Annotated in this window: 19 protein-coding genes; 16 read left to right on the plus strand and 3 right to left on the minus strand. The window is 62.8% G+C overall.

Going from position 1 to position 23,440, the window contains the following annotated elements; genetic code table 11:
* Positions 1-26 precede the first annotated feature (26 nt).
* Genes SM753_RS03290 through SM753_RS03310 form a run of 5 tightly spaced genes read left to right on the plus strand, consistent with a single transcriptional unit; the run spans position 27 to position 1,919 of the window.
* On the plus strand, positions 27-482 hold the full coding sequence (locus tag SM753_RS03290) for a phage tail protein (protein WP_138797777.1): 456 nt from the start codon (positions 27-29) through the stop codon (positions 480-482).
* Positions 479-643, plus strand: coding sequence for a hypothetical protein (locus SM753_RS03295; protein WP_161972924.1), 165 nt, complete (start codon positions 479-481; stop codon positions 641-643). The genes SM753_RS03290 and SM753_RS03295 overlap by 4 nt, the downstream gene beginning before the upstream one ends.
* A complete protein-coding gene (locus tag SM753_RS03300) occupies positions 640-1,200 on the plus strand; it encodes a hypothetical protein (RefSeq protein WP_323190534.1) in 561 nt (186 codons plus the stop codon). The genes SM753_RS03295 and SM753_RS03300 overlap by 4 nt, the downstream gene beginning before the upstream one ends.
* Positions 1,197-1,442, plus strand: coding sequence for a DUF6760 family protein (locus SM753_RS03305; RefSeq protein WP_135534611.1), 246 nt, complete (start codon positions 1,197-1,199; stop codon positions 1,440-1,442). Before SM753_RS03300 ends, SM753_RS03305 begins: the two co-directional genes overlap by 4 nt.
* Before the next feature lie 21 nt (positions 1,443-1,463).
* A complete protein-coding gene (locus SM753_RS03310) occupies positions 1,464-1,919 on the plus strand; it encodes a phage tail protein (RefSeq protein WP_138797778.1) in 456 nt (151 codons plus the stop codon).
* A 108-nt stretch (positions 1,920-2,027) separates the two neighbouring features.
* On the opposite strand, the gene SM753_RS03315 is transcribed toward SM753_RS03310, so the two are convergent.
* Positions 2,028-2,999 carry a hypothetical protein gene (locus SM753_RS03315; RefSeq protein ID WP_323190535.1) on the minus strand — a complete coding sequence of 324 codons (972 nt, stop codon included), beginning with the start codon at positions 2,997-2,999 and terminating at the stop codon, positions 2,028-2,030.
* Positions 2,999-4,270 (minus strand): DUF4157 domain-containing protein, encoded by a 1,272-nt coding sequence (locus tag SM753_RS03320; protein WP_323190536.1) that lies wholly within the window; start codon positions 4,268-4,270, stop codon positions 2,999-3,001. The genes SM753_RS03315 and SM753_RS03320 overlap by 1 nt, the downstream gene beginning before the upstream one ends.
* Before the next feature lie 123 nt (positions 4,271-4,393).
* Between SM753_RS03320 and SM753_RS03325 the strand changes: the two genes are divergently transcribed.
* From SM753_RS03325 to SM753_RS03335, 3 genes are all read left to right on the plus strand, one after another.
* The gene (locus SM753_RS03325) at positions 4,394-6,517 is read left to right on the plus strand and encodes an ATP-binding protein (protein WP_323190537.1); all 2,124 of its coding nucleotides are present in this window, start codon (positions 4,394-4,396) and stop codon (positions 6,515-6,517) included.
* Positions 6,518-6,663: 146 nt separating this feature from the next.
* Positions 6,664-7,317 (plus strand): DUF4255 domain-containing protein, encoded by a 654-nt coding sequence (locus SM753_RS03330; RefSeq protein ID WP_135534615.1) that lies wholly within the window; start codon positions 6,664-6,666, stop codon positions 7,315-7,317.
* Between the two features lie 301 nt (positions 7,318-7,618).
* Positions 7,619-8,722, plus strand: coding sequence for a hypothetical protein (locus tag SM753_RS03335; protein WP_323190538.1), 1,104 nt, complete (start codon positions 7,619-7,621; stop codon positions 8,720-8,722).
* A gap of 41 nt (positions 8,723-8,763) precedes the next feature.
* On the opposite strand, the gene SM753_RS03340 is transcribed toward SM753_RS03335, so the two are convergent.
* Entirely contained in the window at positions 8,764-9,780 is a 1,017-nt protein-coding gene (locus SM753_RS03340) for a hypothetical protein (protein WP_323190539.1), read from the minus strand.
* Between the two features lie 1,930 nt (positions 9,781-11,710).
* On the opposite strand from SM753_RS03340, the gene SM753_RS03345 reads away from it, so the two are divergent.
* The 8 genes from SM753_RS03345 to SM753_RS03380 all read left to right on the plus strand — a co-directional run bounded on the left by SM753_RS03345 (position 11,711) and on the right by SM753_RS03380 (position 23,438).
* A complete protein-coding gene (locus SM753_RS03345; RefSeq protein WP_323190540.1) occupies positions 11,711-11,965 on the plus strand; it encodes a hypothetical protein in 255 nt (84 codons plus the stop codon).
* 3,143 nt (positions 11,966-15,108) lie between these two features.
* On the plus strand, positions 15,109-15,783 hold the full coding sequence (locus SM753_RS03350) for a LysM peptidoglycan-binding domain-containing protein (RefSeq protein WP_323190541.1): 675 nt from the start codon (positions 15,109-15,111) through the stop codon (positions 15,781-15,783).
* A 2-nt stretch (positions 15,784-15,785) separates the two neighbouring features.
* Positions 15,786-16,814 (plus strand): phage late control D family protein, encoded by a 1,029-nt coding sequence (locus SM753_RS03355; RefSeq protein WP_135534620.1) that lies wholly within the window; start codon positions 15,786-15,788, stop codon positions 16,812-16,814.
* Positions 16,811-17,554 (plus strand): phage baseplate assembly protein V, encoded by a 744-nt coding sequence (locus SM753_RS03360; protein WP_323190542.1) that lies wholly within the window; start codon positions 16,811-16,813, stop codon positions 17,552-17,554. Before SM753_RS03355 ends, SM753_RS03360 begins: the two co-directional genes overlap by 4 nt.
* Before the next feature lie 12 nt (positions 17,555-17,566).
* Entirely contained in the window at positions 17,567-17,857 is a 291-nt protein-coding gene (locus SM753_RS03365) for a PAAR domain-containing protein (protein ID WP_323190543.1), read from the plus strand.
* A gap of 6 nt (positions 17,858-17,863) precedes the next feature.
* The gene (locus SM753_RS03370; protein WP_135534623.1) at positions 17,864-18,262 is read left to right on the plus strand and encodes a GPW/gp25 family protein; all 399 of its coding nucleotides are present in this window, start codon (positions 17,864-17,866) and stop codon (positions 18,260-18,262) included.
* Positions 18,259-21,429, plus strand: coding sequence for a putative baseplate assembly protein (locus SM753_RS03375; protein ID WP_323190544.1), 3,171 nt, complete (start codon positions 18,259-18,261; stop codon positions 21,427-21,429). The genes SM753_RS03370 and SM753_RS03375 overlap by 4 nt, the downstream gene beginning before the upstream one ends.
* Before the next feature lie 62 nt (positions 21,430-21,491).
* Positions 21,492-23,438: a putative baseplate assembly protein gene (locus SM753_RS03380; protein ID WP_323190545.1), complete on the plus strand. Its 1,947-nt coding sequence runs from the start codon at positions 21,492-21,494 to the stop codon at positions 23,436-23,438.
* The last annotated feature ends 2 nt before the right edge of the window (positions 23,439-23,440 follow it).

The raw sequence follows: 23,440 nt of genomic DNA on the forward strand, positions 1-23,440 counted from the left end.
CTAACAAACAAAACATACGATCAACGATGGCAGATACACACGGACCACTCAAGCAAACCGAATTCAAGGTCGAACTCGACGGCGTTAACGTCCCTGGATTCATCGAGGTAGAGCTCCCAGCGAAGCGAACCAAAGAGATAGAGTACCGTGAAGGGAACGACCCCGGACACAACCGGAAGCTCTGGGGCGATACGCAGTACGACGATCTGATCCTCGTTCGAGGGGCGAACAAGGAAAACGAGGCCCTGTACGATTGGCGCAAAACCGTCGAACAGGGAAAAATGGAGGACGCTCGAAAGAACATCGCCGTCATCATCACGAACGAAGTCGGCGATTCCGTCCTCCGTTTCGAGTTCTCGAAAGCGTGGATCAAGGAGTATCAACCGCCTACCCTCAACTCCCACGCCGGGGGCGGACAGGCTAACCTCGCCACCGAACAGTACGTCATCACGTTCGACGAGATGGACCGCAAGAACGTATGACCGGCACGCAGAAGGGTTCGACCCCTGAATTCACTGTACCGCGACACCGACACGGCGACGGGTGGCGGATCGACGACGAGGGGTATCTCCACACCTCTACGTCGGCAGGCCTCACAGAACGCGTCGTACTCACCTGCGTCGGACGGGAGGACCGACGATGACCGACGCGGCATTACAGACCGAGTTCGAGTTCACGCTCCCGCGTGGGTACGTCGACGACGACGGGACACTCCACAAGGAGGGCCGGATCCGACTCGCAACCGCGGCGGACGAGATCAAGCCGCTGAAGGACCCGCGCGTTCAGTCCAACTCCTCCTATCTGACTGTCCTCCTACTCGGCCGGGTCGTCACGGAACTCGGTGATCTGGAGACCGTGGACGAGGGCGTCATCGAAAACCTGTTCGTCACCGATCTGGAGTATCTCCAGGCGATGTACGAGCGGATAAACAACCAGGGAACGAACGCGGTCGAGACGGCCTGTCCGGACTGCGGCGAAGTGTTCGAGATCGACGCAGAGAGCGGCTCTCACGCCACACCCTCGGACACCGGTAGTGGAATGGAGCCAACAGGGATGGACGCTACCGGCGCATCGACTGACGAGATCCGTGCGGAGTTCGGCGGCGGTTCCGCCGCCGGAGGGTCGCCGGAAAGCAAATTCACCGAAGCCACACCCACAGAGGAAGCCGTAGAGACCGACTCGGGAAATCCGACGGAGTGACGCCACTGTACGACCCTGACCGCCTCTACGAGGAGGTCGCGTTCGTAGCGTATCACTTCGGATGGGACCGCGACGACGTACTGACCATGCCACACCGGGAGCGCCAACGCTGGTGCGAAGAGATAAGCCAGATCAACGACCGGATGAACGACGACCCATCGTCCGAAGGCGGTCACCGACTGGGTCGCTCCCGGGGAGACAGTGGCGGCATCGTCCTCCGGAACCCACCCGAGTCCCTCTGAGCATCTTTCGAACTGAACACCATGACGGAATACACCGCCAAAGACGACCCCTACTCGAAATATAACTTCGAGGTCGAGATAGACGGCGAGACCGTCGCCGGTTTCGCCGAAGTGTCGGGACTCACGATGGAGTTGGACACGGTCCAGTACCGTGAAGGCGGGGTCAACGACCACGTCCACCAGTTACCCGGCCAGTTCGCGCACGCGAATCTGGTGTTACAACGAGGGCTGACGAAGGACACGTCGTTCTGGCACTGGATCCAGGAAGTGATGAGCGGCGAGGTCACGCGGAAAAACCTCGTCATCAAGATCAAAGACAGCTTCAAGGGCGACAGCACCTGGGGCTGGGAGTTCAAAAACGCGTATCCCACGAAGTGGCGCGGCCCGGACCTCGCGAGCCACCAACGCGGGATGGCCATCGAGTCGATCGAGTTGGCGTACGAGCGGTTCACCCGGATGTCGGGGATGCCCGAGTAACGGCTTCATCGCCGTCTCGTCCGACCGCCTCCCGTTTTCGACAAAACGCGTTTCGGTAGGGGCGCTGCCGTATCTCCCTCCCGATGGGAAATCCAGAGGTGGGCTGAGCTATCCGTACGCGAAGGCTCGTTCCTCTTCAGGGTCGATGTAGTTAGGGTACATCTCCAGATGCCGGTACTGTTCGGCGGCTTCGAACCGGCCGTATCCGAGTATCCGAAACGGCTCGGGTGGTTCGAGGCCCATCCGGACGAAACAATCCCGGATCTGGCATGAGAGGTTGTGATTGAGGTAGTCGCGAAACGCTTCGAGCGATCCGGGGTCCATCATCGGCAGTTCCAGCAACGCGTCAGGCTCGCGCTCGAACGGTTCGTCGGCGTCAGTAACGTGTTCTTCGCCGCGGTCGTCGAGGTACGCCGTGTACAACGAGGAGACGGAGTCGATCTGGAGTCCTTCGGAGAGGTCAGCATCCGTCTCAACTGCTAACTCGCCCAGGTCTTGCGAGAACGCCGTCCAGCTATCAAGCTCTTCGTCAGAGACGGTATCGAGCGATCTCTCCGAGATCGACCGATCGGAGAAATCGAACCCATGTCGTGCGGCCAGTTCCTGAGCGCCTTCACGGAGTTCCGTCTCCACCGGATCGATGCCAAGGTAGACGTTCTTGCGGTACAGCACCGAGTCGGCATCGGTCGCGTCGGCCGGAACGTCGATCACGCGGTCGGTGTCATGGTGATGACTTCGGAGTTGCCGGTAGAAATCGCCGAAGTAATCGTCAAGTCTGTCCTCGGAAAGCGTCGCAATAGAGACGCGGACGGCGTTGAGCCGTTCCGGGTGGATCGTCGGCGGAACCGTGTCGTAACCTCGTTCAGTGAAGACACAGTACTGAGCAAACTTGCGGGCTTGGTGTACGCGTTCACTTTCCGCTAACGTTCGCTCGGTAGGATCGTCCGGATACCCGTCTTGCGTATGGTATGCGATTTCGCCGGACTCTTTATCGACCGTTAGATCGTGTTCCGTCTCTGTGTTATCAGTAACGTAAATCTTCACGTACTCTTCATCTTCCCCGTCGATATCCCCGTTCATTACGTGTCACCATCAGTAAACGGATCGCTACCCTTTCCAGTTCGAGCCTGGTCGTTGAACCGCATCTTTTCGTCGAGCAGTTCGTCTATCAGGCCTTTGATTCCGCGTAGCGTGTCGCTGTTGATATCCGGCACTTCTGCGTCGGCGACTGCCTGATTTCCCTTGTCGTAGATAGGGTCGTAAACGGTCTTAGTCACGTCGCCGGCGATGCCTTTGGCGACTTCGGAGACGGCCTGTTGACCGGCGACTGCCCCGGCGGCCGTGCCCGCCCCGGGTGCGATCATCGTACCGAGTGCCGCGCCGGCTACTCCGCCGACAGCACCGATCGCACCCTTACCGGTCGCCTTGCCGAGCTTGTCGGCCCAGCCCTCGTTACCGCCGCTGACTGTCTCCTCGATCGAGGATACCCGTTGTTGGAGGTTCGACACCGTCTGTTTGAGCCTCATCCCGTCGCTCTCCGACTCGGCCTGGGCACGAGCGTTTTCAAGCTTCTCCGCTTCGGGCATCCGCTGGATATGCATCTCTACGCCCATGCGATTTATCGTCACCGGCCCGTCCTGCATGGCGTCTTCGGCAGCGTCCTCGGCTTCGCGTTCTAACGCCGGGTCCGGGTCGATTTCGAGGGCGGCGTCCTCCCGAGGCATCATGCTGAGTTGCGCACCGCCGGTTTGTTGTCTGACGTGGGCGAGTTCGTGGGCCAGCAGATGTTGCCCTTCGGGGGACTCCGGTCTGTACTCGCCGTCGTTGAACACGATATCCGACCCGGCTGTGAACGCCCTGGCGTCGATAGCGTCGCAGGCTTCGGCGGCGTCCGCACCCGTGTGAATGCGAACGTCCCAGAAGTCCGCGTCCATGCGCTCGCCCAGAGATTTCGAGATATCCGGGTCGAGCGGGCGGCCCGGCTTGTCGAGGACGCGCTTAACCGTCTCCTGTGCCCCCGCAGACGCGTCGGCGGCGACACTGTCAGTGCTACACTGGACGAAACTCTCGGGCGTGGGGTCGCGGTCGCTGCTGCCGGTGCGCTCGCGGAACTCCCGCATCTTCTCGGGGTCGCCCATCACGTCCGGCGGCATCCCCTCGTCGGCCCACCGATACACTCGCGGGCCATAGGTCTGTTCGAGGCGCTGGAGTGTGCCCGTACGGTCGATTTCGTCGGCCTGGTTGCTGTCGGGTTCTGAGGTGACCGTGGACTCAGCGGTAGAGGTCGTCCCGCCGGCTGAGTCGGCCGAAGTACTCTCCTCTCTGCCCGTCCGACTCGATCGATGTCCCATCTTACTTGGAATAACGTCATATATCAATTCATATAAGTCTTTGTATGGTTGGATAGTGTGTTAGTTGAACACGATGTCTGACGGAACGAACTGTCGAGGCCGGCAACGAGAGGGACGGAACCGATGAGCTACGAGACCACGCAGCAACACCTGTTAGACGAAGTCGATCGCATCGAGACGCTACTCCGAGCCTACGCCGACGAGGCGGACACCCCCGGACTGTCCGAAACCGGGTCCGACGGCGGAGCCGGGATGCACGAAGGCGCACCCGAACAGTTACCGATCGGCGTCTCGGAGTCGGGTCGTGGGGAACTCGAGACACACACCGCGGCCATCGAGCAGCGGTGTCGGGAGACGCCGGAAGAGATACCGCTGCGTCTTCGCGAACTTGCCCACCGGTTTTCCCTGTCGCGGCGGCATCTCGACGTTCTGGTACTCGCCCTCGCTCCGGATGTCGACGACAGCTTCGCGGATACGCTGAAAAGTATTCAGGGGAACGTTGCTCTCCCCCGGCCAACTGTCGGTCTCGTCGAAGACCTCTTCAGTCAAACTCGCCAGCAACGTGTCGCCGCCGGCGCGCTCGTCGGCAGCGACTCGCCGCTCCGTCAGCACGACCTCGTCTCGGTCGCACCCGCTCCTGACGGTACCGGAACCGCACGTGATCGAACGGTCCGTGTCGACGAGCGGATCGCCGAATATCTCAAAGGCTACGCGGGGATCGATACGGACCTACAGGCAGTTCTCGAACAGCAAAGCAGTGACGGAGCCAACGATTCGCTTTCAGTGCGCACAACCGAGGCTTCCCTCTCGGATCTCGCGATCAGCGACGACTGTCACGAGCGCCTGTCGTCGCTCCCCGAAGACGACGGCGGTCGGCGTTTCTACTGGTACGGTCCCGCTGGCACCGAGAAACACCGCGCGGTCGAGGCCGTCTGTGACGAGGGGGTTCTCCGGGCGGATCTCGACGCCGTCATCGAGGCCCGGGCGCTCGATCGGTTGCGCCGAGAGGCGACGATCCTGGACCGGCCGCTCCATCTGATGTCGGCCGCGCGGGCGACGTTCGACGCGCGGGAACGCGATACGACCCTAGAGTCCGTGTTCGACCGGTTCGCGGGCTTCGGGAACGACCTGATCGTGACCGGCGAGGGTGAGTGGACGCCCTCGGAGGCGATGCACACGCCTGTCGACGCGATCGTCGAGTTCCCCCGGCCGTCGATCGACCTCCGCCGGGAGTTCTGGGCAGGTCACGCCGACGAGTTGCCCGACGACATAGAGCCCGAAGTGCTGGCGGGGACGTTCAACCTCACGCCGGGACAACTCGCGGCGGCGTTGTCAACGGCCGAGTCGCTGTCCGGCGACGGCGAACTCACCGCCCAAGCCGTCTACGCTGGCTGTAGCGCCCAGTCCGCCGACGAACTCGACGAACTGGCCCAGAAGATCGAACCGGGCAAGGACTGGGACGACATCGTGTTACGCGAGGAGACGCGACGCAAACTGGAACTGGTTCGCAACCATGTCAGGCATCAGGCCCGGATATACGGGGACTGGGGATTCTCTGAACAGTTTAGCCGCGGCACCGGCGTCGTCGCGTTGTTCAAAGGAGAGTCGGGGACGGGCAAGACGATGGCCGCCGAGATCCTCGCGAACGACGTCGGAATGGACATCTACAAGATCGACCTCTCCAGCGTGGTCAGCAAATATATCGGCGAAACGGAGGAGAATCTCGAACAGATCTTCCAGGCGGCCGAGAACTCGAATGCGATCCTGCTGTTCGACGAGGCCGACGCCGTCTTCGGCGACCGCTCGAAGGTCTCGGATTCGACCGACCGCTACGCCAACGTCGAAGTTAACTACCTGCTCCAGCGGATCGAGGCCTACGACGGAGTGATCCTGCTGACGACGAACTACGCCTCGAACATCGACTCGGCGTTCAACCGCCGGATCGATCACGAGATCGAGTTCAAATCGCCGCGGGAATCGACCCGCGAAACCATCTGGAAGAATATCTTCCCCGACGACGCGCCGACGGGAGATGTCGACTACGAGTTCCTCTCGGAGTTCACTTTCACCGGCGGCCGGATAAAAACCGTCGGACAGACCGCCGCGATCCTGGCGGCGGGCGACGATAGCGAGGCGATAGAGATGTCCCACGCCGTTCGAGCGGTCCAGCTCGAACTCGAGAAGATCGGTCGGCTGTACCAGGTGACGGAGTTCGAGCCGTACGAAGACTATCTCGTCACCGATTGACGCTTGCAGTGAGCGAACGGCTGGCGTATTTTTTATCACGAGATGGGAAATATTAACGTACCCGGATAGAAATGTTCGCGTATGGCGTACTGTCGGCGTTGCTACCGTTCGAGTGTCCCGATATCCGGTCGGCGGGGTGAAACAACGTGACGTTCACCGCCGTGGCGGACGTCAGCCGAACGCTTCTGGAACTGTTTCGGGACGAGATCGACCGTCGCGGCAACGTCGTTTCCATCGACCGTGGCAGCGTCGACCTCGTATCGCCCGAGGAAGTCAGCCAGGACTCGAACGTCCGCCTCGGACTGTACCCGTACAGAGTCACGGAAGACGGAGCGGCGGGGTCGACTACCCATCAGATAGGGGAGTCGACGAAGCGCGACCCACCGCTTCCGTTAGCGTTGCGGTACCTCCTGACCGCCTACCCCGTCGGCGACGATACCGAGCAGTCGTCCGAGATGATCGCACAACAACGAACGCTCGGTCTGGCCCTGCAGATCCTGCACGATAACTCGCGGCTGAACCCCGACGACTGTGCGGGCGGCATCGATCAGGATACCAGCTTGACTCTGTCGCTGACATCGGAACCGCTCGACGAGTTCACGAGCCTTTGGTCGCGGTTCGGCGACGCCACGTACCGGCCTTCGACGACTCTCGAAGTCAGACCGGTGATGATCCAGTCGATGAACGAGGAGGACTTCACCCGCGTCGCCGACCGAGAAACCGGCGTCTCCCGTCGGCCGGACGAGCCGGACGTACTGAACGACGACCCACCGGACCGAGAGCAACCAGAAAAGTGGTGATCACTGTGAATCAAGACACCACTGTCGGCTGAACCGCTGTTCCGGTGTGGGGTTTCATCGCGGAACACTGCCGTTCCGCGACGGTTCCGGCAAGGGGCCCGGGCCGACCGGGATATATTAATACGATCGGTGATTTTATATTTTATCATTACAGGAAGTTACAATAACTAGCAGATATGAATCTCAGAGAGCCGACTGTTACTTTCGAATCATCACGAACCGGTAGCGTCCCGAGGAGCGGTGGGGTGGCAGGTATCGCAAGCCGGTTTCGGATCTATCGGGGGGAAACACGATGAGGCGGATGGCGAAACGGGTAACGAAGCCGCTCAAAAAGAAACTCACGCCGTTCCTGCCGATACTGCTCATCGCCGGGATCGTCGCCACTGTAACGACCCTACTGTTCATGTTCACCGGGTATATGAGTGCAGTCCCCACAGTCCGGGTCCCTCTCCTTGAGTGGCCGATATCGCCCCGATACTTCCTGTTTCTCTCCGTTTTCGTCGTCGTCGTGGTCGTCGGTGGCGCATACCGGTTCTATCGTCGGAACCAGGAGGCTATCCTCGGCCGATGGGAAGCACTGTCGACGTGGTCGCAAGGCACCTTGATCGGGTTCGTCTCTGCGCTGTTTTTTGCCATCGGACTGGCTATCGCGTCGCTGTTTTACACGTTCCCGTTGTATCTGATCCCCGTCGGATTCCTTGTCGCGTGGCCGCTCAGTGCCGCTGTCACGCTTCTCAAGGTCCGGGGCGGGACGAAAGAGGAGTCGCCGTCGACGCTCAGATCGGCGTTCGTGAGAACCGGGTACGCTCAGATGAAAAGCCAGGAGAGTCGGACGCTCGCGGTCCTCGTTGGGTTCCTCGTGGCGATACTCGGTGGTCTGGTGATCCGATACGCGACAGTCTGGTACTTCGGAACGTACTCTCTTCTCGCACCGATCCTCGGCGGACTGCTGGTGTGGCTTCTCGTGGCGATGATAGCGTACAACCGGTACGAATCGACGACCAGCGAACGGACGGACCTCGTCGTCGTGAAAGTGACGGCACCCGAGTCGCGGGCGGGCCGGGAGTTGACCGTTCGGAACGAGGCGAGTCACTCGATCGACCTCGCGAAATCGAAGATCCGCGACACCGAATACGACCTGTTCCGCCTCGGTATCGATGTCATGCTCGGCCCTGGCGAGGTCTGTACGTTCGAGATTCCGGACCAGTTCTCGCTCGCCCCGAACGACGATGCGACGGATCTTCCCCTCGGATACACGCTCAAACAGGGCGGTCAGACCCCGGTCATCTTCACGCAGTCCGGCGAGAAGTTCACGCTCCGACGAGCAGACGACAGTGGTGACCACCTCCCGTTCGCCACCGCCACTGAGGCAAGGCCGGGAGTCGACCCCGCGTCACAGGACTGAAGAGTCCGATCTGTCTCCGGCCGTATCCTCCCGACCGACGATCACCAGTCGGGGTGCTGTGCGGGGGCCTGCCGGGTCCAATCGATGATCGCGTCCGGGTCGTGATAGCGTTGATACCCGTCGTGATGCTCGTACTTATCGGTGAAAGCGTCGATCCCGGTTCCCCGAACTCGCACACCCTTCGGCGGGGAAAACCCCATGCCGACGTAGCAGTCCCGGACCTGACACCGAAGGTGATGAATCAGATGCCGCTGGAACGACTGGACCGTCTCGATACGGTCGTTTTGCACTGTCATCTGCAGTCGGGCATCCGGAGCGCTCTCAGCGCCGGGGTCGGACCCGCCGCCGTACGTGACGCGCTTTCCCTCCGCCGCTTGCCAGTGGACGCGTAACGGCGAGAGACCGCGGAGAAATCGGTTCTCACTGTCGTCTCCGGCAGCGTCTCCCTCATAGCCATCTGGTTCCCCGGGAAGCGCCGCTTCGAGGCGGTCGAACAGGTCGTCGTCGTTTCTGTTCGGTTCCCTGTCGAGCGCTGTCGCGAGCGCGGCGAGCCCATCAAGTTCGACGAGTACGTCGCCGAGCAGCCGCCATTGGTCGTCGTTCAGTGCGAGATACACGTCCTGTTGCACTCGGTGACAGTCCGCGTCCGGTTCCCTGTCGGGAGGACTGACGGGCGGTTCAACGTCCGCGTATGCGCTCGCTATCTGGCGATAACACGCGCCGAAATGGCTTTTGAGCGTCTCCGGTGACATCGCGCCGATGATCAGCGTCGCGGCGGCGAGTCGCTCCGGATGGGTGATGCGGTCCGTCTTACTGTACGGCCTCAGCGTGTTGAGTCCTCGCTTTCGGTCGACGTAGTACTTGGAATACCTGTTTACCTGATCGACGTGCTGGTTTTCTCGCGGTGAGCGGGCCCGTTCTTCCCCGGCGTATGCGCTGCACTGATGCGACGCTATTTCGCCGGTCCCGTCTATCTCGACTCTGTGCTCTATGTCGGCGTTGTCGACGACCCGTACGACGATCCCGTTGTCGGTTTGCGCTTGTATGTTCGCCTTCATTTCGTGTTGTGGTCGAATCTGCACGGACAGTTCTCGATGGGCGGAGCGGATCTCATGTGTATATTTATAGACATTCATTGTAAAATCACCGAGTTGAGGGACAGTTTGAACCCCGATCTACAGTCGAACTATCCGGGTCGGATGTGGCATCTTACCCTGAAAACACGACTTCATTACGGAAGCGGTTCTGTCCGTGCCACGCGGCGGAAGGAGTTCTCCCACCGCTATATATTCTCCCGGATGTTGGAAAATGTTAAGTGAAGCGAATTATATTTTCCCGATACTAACCGTGTATAGATGCGGCCCAGTATCGGCGATCCGGTTGGACCGGCGACCTGTTCGTCGTTCTCCGGGGAGTGACCTGTGATCGGTGACCGCGACCCCTCCGATGCGGCCTCACCGGTCCGAGATATCAGCGTCATCGCGTCGCCCAACGATGGCGAAGAGAGCACCCACTGCACCGGGGCGACGATAGTCGGTGGCCTAGACGCTAGCGTCTCGCCTATCGCGACGCTCGACATCGACGAGTTCGCGGCCGGACTCGGAGTCGGGATCGCGCGGAAACACAGCCCGGTCGATCTGACGTTTCTCTCACTGTCGGAAACGTATCCCGCTACGGACCGTCCGGATGGATCGCTACCGCCGGGCGAGGAGACGTACGTGAACGAGTCCGGGGAGCGCCACGGAGGGTATTCTGCCGGGCTTCAGTACGCGGACGTCCCCGCCCTCGACGGCGATTCTACGGCAACGGAAGGACCGTCCGACGGATCCTGGATCGGACCGTCGGACGCGACGAACGACGCCGTACCTCCTGAGCCGTCTCAGTTGAACGGACTGGGAGCGGCCGGCAGCGAGCGATTCCCTTCTGCGATCGGCCGAACGAGACGGGCCGAGACGGAAACAGTGGCGTCGCCACAGGCGAAACCCGGCACCGATACCTCGACAGAGCCCCGTCCGGACCGGTCCCGTCGAGGCGGACAGACCGGCCGAACCGGCCAGTCGGCGGTTGACCCCGTGAACGCGTCGACTCGATCCGGGACACGTCCGCGACGTACCGAGGCGACTCTCGTCAGTCCCCCGACCGTGTGTACGACCGTCGACAGTCAGCTATCGATCGGTTCGAGCGAGGTCGATGGAGAACGAACCACTGCAGTCAGTTCCCGAACTACACTGACGGACTCACGGCAACCGACAGTTCGAACGCGAACCGTGCCCGTGGCCTCGCGCGAGACGGTGCCGCCTCGCGACGGCGCAAGCGTGACCGACCTCGCGAAAGTGTCCCGCCTGCCGAGTTCCCGGCTATCGGCGAGAGATACTGCGAACACCTCGTTCCACACTGGTCGAGTCGTGGTCCCGGGATCGCCTCACGAGCGAAGTTCAGCTAACTCACGGTCTGACGGGCCGTCTCGCCGCCCGAAGTCGTCGGTCCACGACTGGTCCCGGGGCACTGCCGCCACCCCATCCGATCGGTGGAGCGAGAAACGCCGTTCGACGGACGACCGCCCCGAGTCGCCGAGTCGCGCCGTGTCGACGACGGCACGGCGTCAGACCCCCCGGAGTTCGGACAGTCCCGACCGTTCAAACCGGCGCGCAATCACGAACAGGTCCGGCGACCCGGAAACAGCATCCCGGAGCGCGACTCCTCGAGGTATCCCGGAAACAGTACCGCGAACGGGGGCTCCCAGCGGCGGCTCGCCCGCCGTCGTCGAACGTCGCGGGCCGTCGGCAACCCGCCGCATAGCAACGCTCGAAGCCGCCGTACATCGCGCACCTGTCGACCACAGTTCGGCCGTTACCCCCAGGAGCGCCTCCGACCCCAGTATCAGATACCGAGCGAGCGCGCCTCAAACCGACGACGTCGGACCGAGAGCCACTGGGGTTCCGCAGCTGACGCCGCACATCGACCATCCCCGTCCCGGTGGAACCCACAGTGAGCGAACGACCGACAGCCGTCCGGAACCGTCGCCGGGCACAGCAACCGGTACTGGAAGCGCCGTTCGCTCCCCATCACGAACGGCCGCAGATCGCGACACCGTCGCCGACCGACGAAGCGTACGCTATCGCAACCAGAAACGATCGTCCGGCGATGCCGCGGTCGATAGCGTCGACTACAGCGACGGCTGGCGGACACCGAACGCCGTACGACGGACTGAGCGCCCGAGTTCGCCGACCGAAACCGGCGTAGCCGGCACACGGTCGTCCGGGCGGCGCACACCGGACCAGTCGGCCGCTCCGGTGGCTGTCCAGCGCTCTCTGCCAGTTCGTGGGCCCCGCGTTGCAGGGGACGAAAACGGTCCCGACCCGCCGTCGAACGTCGTGTTCGGAGCGAGAGACTGGTCGTCACCGGAGACGATGCCCGCGGCCGCGGATCCGGATACTCGGGACGGGGCCGGGCGGATCCAGCGACTGGCCGCCCGAGTCTCGGCCGAGGACTCCCGAGTCGTGGTCAGGAATCACCAGACACCTTCCGATAGCCGCACACGGCCACGGCGGTTCGATACGCCAACTCAGCTACGGTTGTCCCCGAGACAGACGGCGATTCCCGGGAGTTGGTCCACCCGCTCGCGATCCCTCCGCACCGGAAGCGGTCAGCAGTCGACGAGCGCGTCTCTCGCCCGCCGACCCGGTACGGGGACGGCCGACCGCGCGACGGCGGAGACCGAACGGGAGCGAACCGCTCCGAAACCGTATCAGACAGCCCACTCTCCGATGCGTCCGAACCCTCGTCGGACCGCCAATTCGGACTCGGCAGCCAGACGAACCGCCCCGCGGTCGGGTACGGTCCTGCGATCACCCTCCGGCGAAGACGGGCGGCGGTCCGATAACAGCCGACGACTGCGCCTCTCGGGGCCTGGACCGGCCGAGACGCCGAACTCGACCCCAGCCCGTCCCACCGAGCGTAACACCGGAACGCCGATCCAGTCTCCGGACAACGCGTCCGGGTCCGAACGCGGTTCAACACCCGCCCCTGTCGCCAGTGATCCGCTGAGCGTCGCCGTATCGACGCCGTGGATGACCCCGTCGACGGAGGGTGATCGTTCCGACACGGGGACCGGACGTGCGGACCGTCCGTCGGCCGGGGAAGGGCAGACACTCGCCTCGGACGAGCGGGAACGACTGCCACGTGCATCCGGTCACGATACTCCCCTCGTTATCCGTAGAGGCCGGCCCAGTCCGTCGCGTGCGCGGTCTGGCAGTTCCGGACAGGACCCGTCTTTCACCGAAGAACTCGACCGCTCCGTCTGGTTCCCGCCCGCCGCGGAGGCCGCCCGCGCTACAGGGCCGACAGCGGAACCACAGCGTCCCGGCAGCGAGCATTCAGACCGTACGCGCGGCGCACGAACGGCTGTCAGAACTGGAACACCTCCACGGAGACGGTCGGCATGGGCAGAGATCCAGGTCATGCGCGATTCGTCTGCGAACCGCTCTCGCGTATCGTCGAACGGTACCCACGGACAGCAGCCGGAATCACGCGCTTCGCGGACTGACGCATCCGTTCGGGGCGGGCAAAGAAAGACAATACACAGGGATGAGACGACGCGCAGGGATGGGTCGACGTGGGGTAGTGACACAATGCAGGAAAGTGAGACGACGCGCGGCGGCGTCACAGACGAGGGCGACCCGGACAGGAACGGCCGCCGATGGGCGCTAAACCGAAGGACCGGGGCATCGGCGTCCCAGACGGGTAGCGCCCGCAGTCGGATCGGTCTCCTCGCGGACGAGGCAGCACGACCGCGCGAGGGGGGAGTCAGTCGGTTACGACGAGTTACCGTTCACCGACTGCCCGAGGCGACCACTGCGTCGAAGGTCGACCGCAGAGACGGGATGGGGGCCGCTGGCGAACGAGCGGGTTCGTCCCCGGGCGTCTCGCTTCGGTACGGAACGGGTGACACCGGGCGTCAGCCCGCGCCTCGTCCGTCCGAGTTCCGACACTCTTCCGGGCTCGCTTTCCAACCCGACGGGGCCTCCTCGACGGCTAGCCCGCAGTCTGCGCCTGCTGCTGGCACGGCGAAAGCGAGTACTCGGCCCGTGTCCCGGACCGATGAGACAAAGGCGAAACCGGGTACGGCCGAACCGGCGGACGAGACCGTCGGGGGCGCGGCGGATCGGTCTGTCGGACGACCGGTTCGATCCCGGCGGAGCGACGGCGAGACCGCACGGAGCCGCTTCGACGTGGGCGTGACGACGCCCGCTCTATCGCTGTCTCGCCCGGACGCTCGAAACCCGGCAGACGGTCTCGCATCCTCTCTGCACTTCGACCGAACGGACGGCCGGGCACCGTCCACCGAACCGATCCGCTCGGCGCGGATGTCGGTCAACGGCCCCGACCGACGCATCGAAGCAGTGTCGGATCCGACGGGCTCGCCCGACCCGCCGGTTTCGTCCGAACCGCGGGCATCGCCAGAACAGCGGACTTCGCCCGGTCCGAGAGTGGACCGGACCGCATCCGACCGGGGGGAACGCCTGCCTGACCACGCTACTGGTCTGATCGGAGCGTCCGGCTCGCCCGCTGAAACCGGTGATGCTCTGACGGCGTCCCGGGAGGGAAGTTCGCCAGTACTGGGGTCAGAGACACAGCCGGCAGTTCAGTCCGGGTCGCAGCCAGCAGTTCAGTCCAGACCATCGTCGGCCGTTCGGTTCGGGCTATCGTCTACTCGTGAGACAGACGGCTCACTGATCCGGGCGAACAGGGCCATAGGAACGAATAGGGAAAGTACTAAATCAAAACCTATCGGATCGAAACAAAGAAGCTCGGTGGAAGGTGGGATGCACACAACCGGACTGTCTGAACGACCGTCGCTGACGTACCGTGACACGGCGACGGCCAGTGAGACGCGGGACGGGAACGAACGGCCAGCGACTGCTGCCGGAGGATCGCAGTCCGTGCAAAGCACCGGAACCGACTCTCGACCGGAGTCCGGCCATGCCAGGCAGAAAACCGGACCCCAGCGTGGGACGGGTCGCCGGCCAGCCCACAGAGGCGGCCTCGACGAACGGTCGGTTGCAGACGAGTCGGACGCGACATCGGGTCCGTTTCGATCGTCGTTCGATCGGAGCGACCGCCGGTCGCCGACGGACAACCTCCCACCGAGTGAGGGGTCGTCCACGCCGGGCCGGCCGACTGAACCCCCGCGTTCCGACCAGCGCTCCGGCAGACGTGATCAACGCCCCGACGACCGTTCTCAACGGGACCGGCGACGGCGTATCGATATTCCGAGAGATACGGGCTCGATGGAGTTCGAATCGGACGTCGATCGGATAGTCGAACGGCTCTATCGGAAGCTCGAACGAAAACAGCGGATCGAACGAAAACGGCGGGGATTGTAGATGGCAAACAGTGGCAAACTCGAGAAAGCACAGATATCCGTCCTCAACGGCAAGAACGAGGGCGAAACGATCGACTGCAAGTTCAACCCGAGTTCGTACACCATCGAAAAGAGCGTCAACTACGGTGAACTGAACGCGACCGGCTCCGGAGCGTCGATCATGCAGTTCGTCGACGGCAACGCGGAGACGCTGTCGATGGAGCTGTTTTTCGACACGACCGACCGGGTCGAGGCAGATAGCTCGTCGAGTTCATCCGAAGTCGACGTCCGCGAGCAGTACACGAAACACATCGACACGCTCCTTTCGGTCGACGGGGAGCTTCACGCTCCGCCAGTCTGTCAGTTCGTCTGGGGCGACGGCATCGCCTTCACGGCGCTGGTCGAGAGCGCCAACAAGCAGTTCACGAAGTTCCTCCCGAGCGGCGTGCCCATCCGCGCCCGGGTGAACGTGGTGTTCAGGGAGTTCAAGACGGCGGACTATCACAAGTCCGAGGTATCTCCTGAGTCGACGGACAAGACCAAGGTCTGGACGGTGAACGACGGCGACACGCTCTGGCTGATCGCGTCCGAGGAGTACGGAGACCCGTCGCACTGGCGTACGATCGCTTTACAGAACGACATCGAAGACCCGCGGACGCTCGAAACGGGCGAGACGCTCGAACTCCCGCCATTGTAGCAATGAGCACCGAAATCAACAACCATCCGCGGTACTCCCCGCGGTTCAAGGTCACCGTCGGCGACGACAAGTTCCAGGAGCCGGGAGGCCGAATCACCGACCTCGTCGTCGAAACGACCCTCGACGGCGCTGACAGGTTCTCGTTCGGACTCAACTTCCCGTTCGACGAGGAACTGGGCGAGTTCGCCGGGTTGACCTGGGACGACTTCGGCATCGGGACGGACGTCGAGATAGCGATGGGGTACGGTGACGACGGCACGTTGACGCCGCTTTTGAGCGGAAGTATCCGCTCGATCGACACCGAGTTCACGACGGACAGGGGGCCGCTGGTCCAGGTCAACGGGTACGGACTGCTCTGGGAAACCATGCAGGGGACCGACTCTCGATCGTGGTCCGAAACCACCGTCGGAGCGGCGGTCGAAGACGTGCTGTCGTCGTACTCGTTTTCTACGATCGACGTCGAGAGCGCGAACGTCAAGCGGGCAAAACTGATCCAGGACAGACAGAGCGACTATCGGTTCATTCAGGACCTGGCCGCGACCTACGGCTTCGAGTTCTACGCCGAACGGGATTCGGTCAGGTTCGTCCCGCTGTCCTCGCACGCCGGAAGCGACGGACCCGTCGCCGAACTCTGGTACGGGGAAGCGCTTCACGAGTTCTTCGCCGAGATAACCCATCGGAAGCGGACGCACGCGGTCGAGGTTCGGTCCTGGGACGTCCAGAAAAAGGAGGAAATCGTCGTCTCCGCGGGGAGTTCGAACGCGAAACACAAGGAGGTCTTTCGAATACCAGCCATGTCACGCGACGAAGCAGACCACATAGCAGAAACGAAGCTGAACCGGTTCTCCGACGGCGTTGTTCAGGGCCACGGAGAGGTCGACGGTACCCCGGAGATCCGAGCGGGGACGACGGTCCGTCTCGAAGAACTCGGGGAGCGGTTCTCCGGCGAGTACCACGTGACGAAAGCGACGCACCGAATGGGCGGTTCCGGCTACCGCACGACGTTCGAGGCCACGGAGGTGGGAACGTGAGCCGTCCCGGGTTTTTCGAGGGGGACGCCGACGACGACGGCGACTCCCGCAACGTCGCCGTCGGTATCGTCACGGACAACGAGGACCCGAAAGACCTCGGCCGCGTGAAACTACGGTTCCCGTGGCGCGACGCCGACGACGAGAGCTACTGGGCCAGAGTCGCCACCGAGATGGCGGGCGATGGGTACGGGACGTACTTCCTTCCGGAGGTCGACGACGAAGTGCTCGTCGCCTTCCAGAACGGCGACATCCACAGACCGTTCGTCATCGGGGCGCTCTGGAACGGCGAGCAGAAACCGCCACAGACGAACGGCGACGGCGGCAACGACGTTCGGGAGGTACGGTCGCGAAGTGATCATCAACTCAGGTTCGACGACGCCGATTCCGGGAGTATAACGATACGGACTGGGGAGGGTCACGAAATCGTCATCGACGATTCCGGCGGTTCGGAGACGATCGTGCTCCGCGACGAGAGCAACGACAACAGTGTCACTCTCGACGCTTCGAGCGGAAACGTTTCGATCGAGGCGAAAAACGAGATCGACATCTCGGCACCGACCGTCTCCATCAGCGGGGGAAAGAAGGTGAAGATATCGGGCAACAAGGGCGTCGCCGTTTCGAGCAAAGCCCAACTCGATCTGGCAAGCAAGGGGCAGTTGAACGTGTCGAGTCGCGGGATAATGGGGATCGACGCTACCGGTCCGTTAACTATTAAAGGTTCTATAATACAATTAAATTAATAGATAATATAGATGAAGCCTGCAGCCAGATTGGGCGATCAGACCGCTCACGGAACGCCACTCACCGGCAGTGCCAGTTCGAACGTCCTGATCGGCGGCAAGCCCGCCTGGCGCGCCATCGCCGACGTTCACAGCTGTCCGCTCACGAGCGGTATCGTTCCGCACGTCGGCGGTTCAGTCGCGATGGGAAGTACGACGGTGTTTGTCAACAAGATGCCGGCGGCTCGGATGGGAGACACCGTCGTCGAGAACGGCCCGCCGAACAAGATCGCGAGCGGGTGTCCCACGGTCTTCATAGGCTGAGCCACGATGTCAGAGGACTTCCTCGGAACCGGGTGGAAGTTCCCGGTCGAAACGGACCACCGCGGAGACGTCCGAACGTCGGACACGGACGAGGACATCCGCGAGGCGATCCGGATCATCCTCGGGACTGCGAAAGGCGAACGTATCATGCGGCCGGAGTTCGGCTGTGAAATACACGATCACGTCTTTTCGGCGGCCACGCCTGCCACGCTGAACCTGATCGAAAGCAGCGTTCGGAAGGCGCTCGTTCGATGGGAGCCCCGGATCGACGTCGAGGACATCGAGGCCCGGACCGCTAGCGAGAGCCCGAACAGGGTCCAGATAGAGATCGAGTACCGCGTTCGGACGACGAACAGTCTGTCAAACATGGTGTACCCCTTCTACATCACTGAGGGCGACGGATGAGTCACGAGCCCGTAATCGACGATAGGAGCCAGGAGGAGGTGTACGAAGAACTCCAGCGTATCGCCCAGATGTACACCGATTCGTGGGACCCGACGTCGGCGGACAACGGGCGGACGCTGTTGCGGATCTTCTCCCATCTCGGAGCTGATATCATCCGCAGGTTGAACGACGTCCCGGAGAAACACCGTATCGCCTTTCTCGACGCACTCGATTTCGAACGACGACCGCCACAGGCCGCCAGATTACCGCTGACCTTCTCTGTCTCGACAGATCTAGACCGGAACGTGGCGATCCCGGGTGGGACGCAGGCGATAGCCGACCCCGACAACGCGGGAACGCAGATATTCGAAGTGCCGCAGGAACGGGGCTTCGAAGCGACGGGGGCTACGCTGATCGACGTGACTGCGGTCGACCCGACCGACGACGCCATCGTCGACCACGACGACTTGCTGGACGACGACGACGGCGTTACGGAGGTGTTCGTCGGCGAGAACGAACAGGAACACGTCCTCTACATGGGTCACGAGACCCTGCTCAACCTCGAATCCGGGTCGTCGGTGACAGTCACGGCCGAAACGAACGTCGATAGCGACGTGTTCCTCGACTCGGTCGTCTGGGAGTACTACGGCGACGACGAGTCCGGCGAGGAAGGCTGGCATCGGCTCGAACAACCACAGGACGGAGACGGCCCCGGCGACGACGCCAGTCTCGAAGAGCTTCAAGAGTTGCTGCAGTCTCGCTCGGACACCGAGCACGAGAGGAGCGACGGCCACGCGATCGAATCGACGTTTCGGCTCCGGGGCGAAACCGTACAGACGACCGTCGACGGTGACGAGAGTCGGTGGCTTCGGTGCCGGCTGGTCGACGACGAGTCGGACCCCTTCTCGGTGAAAATGCAGTCGCTAGCGGTGAGCGTCGGAAGCGGGGCGAGAGAGGGCGGGCTTGCACCGGATTTCCTCCTCGCGAACGATGTCCCCTTGTCGCTCGAAGACGAGGGCGACATTCTACCGTTCGGACGGCTTCCGCAACCCCCGGCGACGTTTTACGTCGCCTCGGAAGAAGCGTTCACCAAAGGGGGTGGAGTCATCGACATCGAGTTCCACGTGCCCGAGGTGGCCGGCCCGTCCGACGCGGGCGACGGTGCGGACGGGTCCGCAGACGGTGGTCCAGGTGGTGTCGGACTCGTCGGCGGCCCTCCGCACATATCGTGGGAGTACTGGAACGGGGACGGCTGGACTCGGATCGACGGTATCACCGACGAGACGAACGCGCTGGCGGACCCGGGTCACGTCCGGTTTCCCGTTCCGGACGACATCGAGGCGACCGCAGTGTCCGGACACGATGACGTGTGGATCCGCGCCCGGCTTGTCAGCGGGAACTACGGGCAGCCGTCTTTCGACGTTACCGACGCCGGTACGCGAGGGGCGCTCACCGACTCTCCGGAGCCGCCGAAGTTCAGTAACGTGTCGATCCACTACGACAGGGGGCTGGAACCCTTCGAGACAGTCCGCAGATACGACAACGCGTCGTTCAGCGAAGATCTCGCGGACCGTTCCGATCCGTTTTCGCCGTTTACCGAACTCCCGGACCGGGAACAGACGATCTATCTCGGGTTCGACGACGTACTTCGGAACGGGCCGCTTTCCGTGTTCGTTCCGGTGAAAGACACGACGTATCCGCGCGCCTTCGACCCCGGAATTCAGTGGGAGTACTGCAACGACCCCGACGCATTCGAGTGGTCGGAGATAGACGTTCAGGACCGGACGGGCGGGCTGACGGAGCGCGGACTCGTACGGTTCACGTTTCCCGAACCGACCACCGCGTTCGATCTGTTCGGCCGACAGCGCCACTGGATACGGGCACGCATCACGCAGGACGAGTTCGAGCGCGAACCCCGACCGACCCGACCGTCGCGGAACAGCGGTGTCGTATCGGAGGTCGAGGGAACCGACCGCACATTAGAGCGGTCGACGACGCCACCGGTTCTGGACGGAATCTACCCGAACACGCAGTGGGCCTACAACACGAACACGGTGGAAAACGAGATACTCGGATCGAGCGACGGGTCACACGACCAGTCGTTCGAATTCGCGTTCGCTCCGGTCATCCAGACAGAGGTCTGGGTCGACGAGTACGCCAGTCTGTCTTCGGGCGAACGGCGAGAACTCGTCGAAACCCGCCCCGATGCCGTCGAACGCGTTACGTCGTCCCGGGGTGAGACCGAGGAGTTCTGGGTTCGCTGGGTGGAAGCGGCGGACTTCCTGGACTCGGGCCCGTCGGACCGGAACTACGTCGTCGACAGGAGCAACGGAACCGTCACGTTCGGCGATGGGAACAGCGGAGCGATCCCGCCGAACGGCCAGGACAACCTGAAGACGACGTACACGACCGGTGGCGGGAGAGACGGCAACGTAGACACCGGGACGATCACCGACCTCAAGAGTTCGATCTCGCTGGTCGAATCGGTTTCGAACCCGGCACCGGCGGACGGGGGTGCGGACATCGAGTCTATCGATGCGCTCGTTTCGCGGACGACGAACCAGATCAAACACCGGGGGAAAGCGGTCACTGCCGCCGACTACGAACAGGTTTCGAAAGCCGAGTTCCGCGAACTCGCGACGGTCAAATGCGATCCGAACCTGTCTAGCAGCGGCGAACGGGCGTCCGGTCAGGTGACATTGTTGATAGTTCCGCAGGCCGAACGAGAAAAGCCGGTCCCGTCAACGGAGCTCAAACAGCAGGTCCACACCGCACTGCGAAAACGGGCGCCGGCGTCGCTCGTCGAATCGGAGAGCGCACGGATCGTCGTCAGGGGACCAAGTTACGCCGAGATGGCCGTCGAGTTGACGCTCCGAGCGTCGGAGGTCAAGAGCGTTTCACAGCTCAAGGGAACGATCAGTCAACGACTCGACGAGTATCTGCATCCGCTGACCGGGAACGGGGGCGACGGGTGGGAGTTCGGAGCGATGCCCGGTATCGAGGAACTGGCCGCGGCTGTCGACGACATCGAGAACGTGTCGAACGTGGTAGATATCGGGGCAAGGATCGACGTGAGCGGCGACCGACAGTCGCTCAGTGGCCGCCAGCGCGATCCGACGCTCCCGAGAGACGCACTCGTCTGTAGCGGAGACCACGAGATAACAGTCACCATGGAGGGTGACCCGTGACCCGCCGAGTCGGAACGGGTCGGCGTCAGCCGAGGATCGCACCCGACGGAGGGCGGTGACCCGTGGGGCTCGACGTTCCGGAACTCGCCGACAGGGAGTACGAGGAGATACTGGAAGAGGCTCAGAAACTGATCCCCGCGTACTCTGACGAGTGGACCGACTTCAACCCGCACGACCCGGGGATAACGATCTTAGAGGTGTTAGCATGGTTGACAGAGACGTACGTCTACCAGCTCGATAGAGTTACAGACGACCATCGCGAGAAGTACCTCCGGCTAATGGGCGAAAATCCGCGTCCACCCGGACAGGCGACGACGCGGGTGGCGTTTACCCCGCAGGGCGATACCGCGGGCTGTCGCGTTCCGGCCGGAACCAAGCTTACGGTGACCGATACCACCGGGGAAACGTGCCGCTTCGAAACTGACCACGACACCGCTCTCACGGCAGCGGCTATCCGACGCGTCGTAACCGTCGGGGAAGCGGGACAGACCGACAACTCGCACGCGAACCGGACCGACGAGATGTACTACCGCGCGTTCGGCGACGACCCGTCGGTCCGCGATACGCTGTATCTGGGGTTTGACGCCGATCCGTTCGGGGCTTCGGACAGACTCACGCTGATGATCGATTACCACGACGAAGATATACCCGACCCGGCTCCGTCTCGAACTGGCGACCCGTCGTTCGACCCGTCTGTCGAACTTGCGTGGGAACACCGGCGGAAGCGCGACGGGGCGTGGGTGGGTCTCGACGTCCGTCGTGACGGTACGAACGCGTTTTACGAAGGCGGGCATATCGAACTGAGCCGTCCGGACGACAGGGAGCAGACGCGGGGAACCGAACTTCCGGTCGACGACGCGCCGTCGGAACACCACTGGATCCGCTGTCGACTAGTGAGGCCCGGCTACGAGATCCCGCCACAGATCGACGCTATCGAGACGAACGCCGCGTCCGCGAGCCACCGTGCGTCAGTCAGCGGCGAACGGTTAGAGCAGGTCGGGACGCTCGACGAACCGACGGCGTTGGACGGACAGACGTTCGCCTTCGAGCACTCTCCTATCCTTTCAGCGCGGGTGACAGTCGACGGCGAGCGGTGGACGGAGGTCCCCGACTTCGACGCATCGGGGCCCGACGACGAGCAGTACGTCCTCGACCGCGACGACGGCAGCGTTCTGTTCGGCGACGGGATCAACGGCAAGGTGCCGCCGTCTGATGCGACCGTCGTCGCCGATTACGTGTACGGCGGCGGCGACGAAGGCAACGTCCCGCAGTCCGCACAGTGGCGGTTTACAGATGGGACGACCTCGCTCGACGGAGCGGGGACGCTTGACGACATCACGGTGTCGCCGACCCGGCCCGCAACCGGGGGGACGGACGGCGAGTCAGTCGAGGCAGCGCTCAAGCGCGTCAGACGGGACCTTCGGACGCCACATCGTGCAGTCACCACGAACGACTATCGCGCCATCGCGTCGCGAACGCCGGGGGTTCGCGTCGATCGGACGAACGTCGTCGTGGCCGACGAGCAGATCACCGTGGTCGCCGTCCCGTACGCGCCTCCGGACGTGCCGAAACCCGAACCCAGTGAGGGGTTTTTGCGAGCAGTCAAACGGTATCTGGACGAACGAAAAGTACTGGCTGATCGCGTTCGCGTGATAGCACCCCGGTACGTCGGACTCGAAGTGACCGTCACGGGCCGAACTCGGTCACAGTACACCGACGAGGGACACGAGGCGGCGGTCCGCGCCGCCGTCGAGGAGTACGTCCATCCGCTCAACGGCTTCGACGGCAACGGGTGGCCGTTCGGCCGACCCCTTTTCGATGCCGAACTGCGCGACCAGATCGCCGGCCACGACGTGATCGACCGGGTGAGCGACATCGATATCTCCGCGCACGGCGGGGCGGTGATCGACGACGGCGTCGTTCGGATCGACGAGATGTCACTGTTTTACGTCGAGGAAGTGATCACGGACCTCGCTGAGAGGGCCACCCCGAGTGGTGGAGGTGTGTAATC

Source organism: Halostella sp. PRR32 (assembly GCF_034808085.1).
In the GTDB taxonomy this organism is placed as follows: domain Archaea; phylum Halobacteriota; class Halobacteria; order Halobacteriales; family Natronoarchaeaceae; genus Halostella; species Halostella pelagica.